This is a genomic window from Chryseobacterium sp. HMWF035, assembly GCF_003094695.1.
Taxonomy (GTDB): domain Bacteria; phylum Bacteroidota; class Bacteroidia; order Flavobacteriales; family Weeksellaceae; genus Chryseobacterium; species Chryseobacterium gambrini.
Window position 1 is genome coordinate 1 of the sequence record NZ_QEHP01000155.1, and the last position, 5,077, is coordinate 5,077.

General features: G+C 31.5%; 5 protein-coding genes. 2 read left to right on the forward strand and 3 right to left on the reverse strand.

The features are described from left to right. Positions 1 to 104 precede the first annotated feature (104 nt). Positions 105 to 773 carry a DUF2461 domain-containing protein gene (locus DD829_RS23300; RefSeq protein ID WP_228408279.1) on the forward strand — a complete coding sequence of 223 codons (669 nt, stop codon included), beginning with the start codon at positions 105 to 107 and terminating at the stop codon, positions 771 to 773. A gap of 48 nt (positions 774 to 821) precedes the next feature. Here DD829_RS23300 and DD829_RS23305 read toward each other — a convergent pair whose 3' ends face one another. The 3 genes from DD829_RS23305 to DD829_RS23315 form a co-directional block, all read right to left on the reverse strand. Next, positions 822 to 1,121, reverse strand: a complete 300-nt coding sequence (locus DD829_RS23305) for a type II toxin-antitoxin system RelE/ParE family toxin (protein WP_116548214.1) — start codon at positions 1,119 to 1,121, stop codon at positions 822 to 824. Continuing rightward, positions 1,121 to 1,369 carry a type II toxin-antitoxin system ParD family antitoxin gene (locus DD829_RS23310; RefSeq protein WP_116548215.1) on the reverse strand — a complete coding sequence of 83 codons (249 nt, stop codon included), beginning with the start codon at positions 1,367 to 1,369 and terminating at the stop codon, positions 1,121 to 1,123. Before DD829_RS23310 ends, DD829_RS23305 begins: the two co-directional genes overlap by 1 nt. A 126-nt stretch (positions 1,370 to 1,495) precedes the next feature. After that, positions 1,496 to 3,337: an NACHT domain-containing protein gene (locus tag DD829_RS23315; protein WP_116548216.1), complete on the reverse strand. Its 1,842-nt coding sequence runs from the start codon at positions 3,335 to 3,337 to the stop codon at positions 1,496 to 1,498. Between the two features lie 152 nt (positions 3,338 to 3,489). Here DD829_RS23315 and DD829_RS23320 point away from each other — a divergent pair, with 152 nt between their 5' ends. Beyond that, the gene (locus tag DD829_RS23320) at positions 3,490 to 4,776 is read left to right on the forward strand and encodes an adenylosuccinate synthase (protein ID WP_076392183.1); all 1,287 of its coding nucleotides are present in this window, start codon (positions 3,490 to 3,492) and stop codon (positions 4,774 to 4,776) included. The last annotated feature ends 301 nt before the right edge of the window (positions 4,777 to 5,077 follow it).

A 5,077-nucleotide genomic window follows, 5' to 3' on the forward strand; every position in this document is an offset into this window, starting at 1 on the left:
CATTATTTATCTAGAAAAAGTATAATTAAAAATACTTCGGTTTTTGTACATTTGAATCATTACAATTGTATCTTTTTAAATTTAAAATAAAAAAACTTTACAGAATGATGTCTGCAACAATTTCTCCAAAAGTGTTCGATTTTCTTAATCAACTTACCGTTAACAATAACCGCGAATGGTTTACGGAAAATAAAAACCTTTACACGGAATCTCAGGAAAATGTGATTGCTTTCCTTGAAGATCTCATTAAAGAAATGTCTGGTTTTGATGATGAGCTGGGAAAAATTGATGCTAAAAAATCTCTGTTCAGAATTTACAGGGATACACGATTTTCAAAAGATAAAATCCCTTACAAAACGAATTTCGGAGCGTCACTGGGAATGGGGAAAGGAAGTCAGAAAGGCGTATATTATCTGCATCTGGAACCGGGGAAATCGTTCATTGCCGGAGGAATTTATATGCCCGAATCTTCAGTTTTAAAGGAGTTGAGAAAGGAAATTTCTTTATATGGAGAGGATTTCCTTAAAGTCATCAATAACAAAGAATTTAAAAGGTATTTTCCGGAGCTTGATCAGGATGATAAGCTGAAAAAAATTCCGCAGGGTTTTGAAAAGGAAGATCCGATGGGAGAGTACCTCAAACTGAAAAGTTTTATCGTGGTTTATAACCTGAAAGATGAAGACGTTTTCGATAAAAATGCCGTGAAAAATCTTGCCAAAATCTTTAAAGTGATGAAGCCTTTGAATGATTTTCTGAATACGCCGTTATTGTAGGTGAATTTGTTCAACCTTCACAGGTTTTCAAAACCTGTGAGGGTTGATTTATTCTTCCAATCTTGAAGAAATGTCCATCTGTTGATGAAGAATTCTTATGATTTCAATTTCTTCGTTTTTAAGATTGATTTTATAAAAGATAAAGTGCGATTTCACTCTTGAACGAAAATATCCTTTTCGGATTTCATTATAATCTTTTCCTGATTTTGGATTATCAGATAGATATTCAATTTCATCCATCAGTAAGTCGAAATAATGATCTGCCTGTTCTTTTGACCAGATTTCGGATGTGTACAGCCAAATTTTTTCTAAATCAATTGATGCTTCTTTGCTGATTTTGTATTTCATTATTCAGCAGAATATTTCTGATGAAGATGTTTCAAAAATTCTTTACGGTCAAAATTCTCCACGAATCCGGATTTTTCACCTTTTTTTAATTCGTTGATTAATTCTGATTTTTTAGATTCCTCATACTCAAACATTCGTAACGCAGCTCTCACAACTTCACTTGCAGAAGAGAATTTTCCCGATTTAATCTGTTGACTGATAAATTTCTCGAAATAATCGCCTAATAAGATGGATGTGTTTTTTGCCATTATTTTAATTTTAAATCAAAAATACCAGTTTTTGGTATTTTTTCAAAATGGAATTAATGAAACTAATAAAATTGATGAATAATTTAGATCTTCAAAATGCGGAATTTAGTATTATTTTAAGAAAATTTAAAGATAAATAAATTCATCATAAAATTGCACAGGGATGCGGAATTTTTGAGTAATATCTATTGAATATAATGTTTCTTGGTCAATCTCATTTTCTAGATCGTTTATAAACATTATATATAAACTATTGCCCTCATCATCTGGATCTGTTTCTATTTCGTCTTCGTCTACAAAAAATGTTAGTTTTTTAAATAAAGTTTTATATTCTATGTGATTATTAAATTTATAGATTATACTGTTGAAACTTTCAATAAATTCTTTATTGACATAATTTCTTTCATCAAATAAATATTCTGAAAGTAAATTTAATATATATATAAAACTAAATGGAATTAATAAGTGTTCTTTAAAGTTCGGTTTTTCATACTCTAATCTACTCAAAAATTCGAGTGCAAATTGAGGGCTTAAGTTTTGTTTAGTGAAAATTTCAAAAACTAGTTTATAGTAATATTGATTAGGCTTTGACGATAATGATACCGCAACGGCTAATTCATTGGAAATATTTGTATCATAAAATAGTTTAACTGGAATTTCAGGTAACTTAACTATATATTCGGCAGCCAAATATTCTTGCATAGATTTATGTACAAATTCGTATTGATCATATGCTGATTTAACTATTATACCATTATGACTCTCAATTTCTTTTATAACCTTTTTGTTTTCTTTAAGGGGTAAATTAAAATCTTCATAAATTCTGTTATAGGTATCAATGAAAATATCTTCAGAATATTTTTTTTGGGAATAATTCACTGTTAAATCGAAGGCAAATTGAGCTAAAAACTCAAATTTTTGTTCACTATCAAAGTTGGCATAATTGGATTCTCTTACGATTCCCCTTTGTTCGTCCCATTCATCAATCAGTATCCTAACAAGTTTTTTGTAAATTGATTTAGGTTTGTCATAAAATTTACCTGTTCTTTCATATATTGCACATAAATGCGCAAGAGTTAAAGGTCTCAAGGATAGGTCGTAAAATTTCGATTTTCTGAGTTCTTTTAAAAAACTATCTGATTTTTGCTTTTCTGAAAACCATTTTTCTGAAAATTCCAAAGTTTGATCATCATTTAAATCACAGATTTCATATTCAATAGAATTTTCTATAGTATAATTATAGGATGGACTTCTGGATGTTAATATAACAACTGTTGATGATAAATTTGACATTAATGATTTAATTTCTTGATAAAAAATGTCAACTCTTGTAGGTTTTATTTCATCAAATCCATCTAAAATTAAAATTGCTTTTAAACTGTTTAAATAGCTATTTATATATCTATTTCTAAGGTTTACATTATCAATATTAAAAGTTTTATCTTTATCTTTAGCAAAAACTTCAATGCCTAAAGTTGTTTTAAGTATTGAATATATTGATTCAGAATCATTGATGTCTCTTAAATTAATTAATATAGGAAATGAAAAATCAATGTCAATTTCAGTATTTAGAATTAACTGACAAATATGCTTTACTGTGGTTGTTTTCCCTGCTCCTGGTCCGCCTAAAATAACAATGTGATTTTTATCTTTATTTCCTAGTAATATCGTTTCAATATTCCGTCTAATATCATTTTCTTCGGGAAATTTTTGTCGTCTTGGTTCTAGCTGAATGTCTAAGTCAATATAAGTATCTTTTAAACTTTTATTTCCTTTTAATTCTTTAAATGAAATAAATTTAGTTGTATTAATTATAAATTCGTTATGCTGATAAATAGCATTTTCAAGATCTTCTTGATTAACAATAAGTTCAATTTTGTGATTCTCTAACGTTTTTTTTACTGCTGAAATACCTTCTTTGACAATTGTAGTGACAATTGTTTTAATAATCATACCTTTTATACTCATTATTTATTTTTATGGAATTAGTTTTAATCAAATTTAACAATAATTTTCCCAACCTCATAATTTCCACCCACTCAAAAAATAAAATCCGCCACAAATTTGCCCACCCAATTTTTTAAAAGTAATTTTGCATGAATCTAAAATAAAAGTAAAATATGTCAACTTACGTAGTTGTAGGTCTTCAGTATGGAGATGAAGGTAAAGGAAAAATCACGGATGTTTTATCGGCAAAATCAGATTACGTTGTACGTTTCCAAGGGGGAGACAACGCGGGTCACACAGTTTATGTAGGTGAAGAGAAATTCGTTTTGCACCTTCTTCCATCGGGAGTTCTTCAGTGCAAAGGGAAATGTATCATTGCGAACGGAGTAGTGGTAAATCCTAAATCTTTCATTAAGGAGGTGAATCAGATCGAAAGCAAGGGCTTAAAGACAGATCACATTTTCATCAGCAGAAGAGCGCATGTCATCATGCCTTACCACATTCTTTTGGATACGTACCGTGAAGAAGAGCACGGAGGAACGCAGATTGGGACAACGAAAAAAGGAATCGGACCTTGCTATGAAGATAAAATTGCAAGAGTGGGAATCAGAATGATCGACCTTTTGAATCCTGAGATTTTAAGAGACAAAATCGAGAAAAACTTAAAAATCAAGAATTCTCTTTTTGAAAAATACTTCGGAAAACCTACATTGGACGTTGAAGAAATTTACAACGAATATTTAGAAATCGGAAAACAGCTTCAGGACAGAATCGTAGATACCGAACTTGAACTGAATGAAGCGATCAGAGACGGTAAAAATGTTTTATTCGAAGGAGCGCAGGCTTTAATGCTGGATATCGACTTCGGAACGTATCCTTACGTAACTTCATCCTCTCCGTCTACAGGAGGCGTTTGTACAGGAGCGGGAGTTCCGCCGACTTCGCTGCAGAACTTAATTGGTGTTGCCAAAGCATACTGTACAAGAGTTGGAAACGGACCTTTCCCTTCAGAACTGGATAACGAACTGGGTGAGAAAATCAGACAGATCGGAGGAGAATTCGGAGCAACGACAGGAAGACCTAGAAGAACAGGCTGGTTAGACCTTGTTTCTTTAAAGCACGCTTGTATGATCAACGGAATCAATAATTTAGTGATTACAAAATTAGACGTTCTTACAGGAATTGAAAATTTAAAAGTCGTTACACATTACAAAACAGAAGACGGAAAAATCATCGATTATTTCACTTCATCCACCGAAAAATTATACAACTACGAACCGATCTATCAGGATTTGCCAGGTTGGAACGAAGATATCACGAAAGCCAGAAGCTACGACGAACTTCCGCAAACCGCTCAGGAATACATCGAGTTTATCGAAAAATATTTAGGAATCAACGTTTATTTGGTTTCTGTTGGTCCTGAAAGAAGCCAGAATATCATCAGAAAAGAATTATTCTAAGAATATTTTTTCAACATACAGAAAGAGATCATCAAGCGATGGTCTCTTTTTTTATGAATAAATTTAAAAACTAAATTTCTACTTTCTGTTTATTCTGTAAATTTCAACCATCAACCATCAACCATCAACTATCAACCATCAACCACCAAAAAATTCCCTTTTTCAGGAGCTTTTTTCAGCTTTCGCTACTCGCTTTTTTGAGGTTTCGGCGGCGGCTTTGCTAGTCATGGTCGGAAGAAATCCGACCTCTTTTATGTTTTGAAAACTTTGTCTGGATTTCCTCCTGCAAAAATGATTAATA

Excerpts from the sequence above, each read along its gene's own strand:
- DD829_RS23300 (WP_228408279.1), top strand. The coding sequence starts at position 105 with ATGATGTCTGCAACAATTTCTCCAAAAGTGTTCGATTTTCTTAATCAA.
- DD829_RS23305 (WP_116548214.1), bottom strand. The coding sequence starts at position 1,121 with ATGAAATACAAAATCAGCAAAGAAGCATCAATTGATTTAGAAAAAATT.
- DD829_RS23310 (WP_116548215.1), bottom strand. The coding sequence starts at position 1,369 with ATGGCAAAAAACACATCCATCTTATTAGGCGATTATTTCGAGAAATTT.
- DD829_RS23315 (WP_116548216.1), bottom strand. The coding sequence starts at position 3,337 with ATGAGTATAAAAGGTATGATTATTAAAACAATTGTCACTACAATTGTC.
- DD829_RS23320 (WP_076392183.1), top strand. The coding sequence starts at position 3,490 with ATGTCAACTTACGTAGTTGTAGGTCTTCAGTATGGAGATGAAGGTAAA.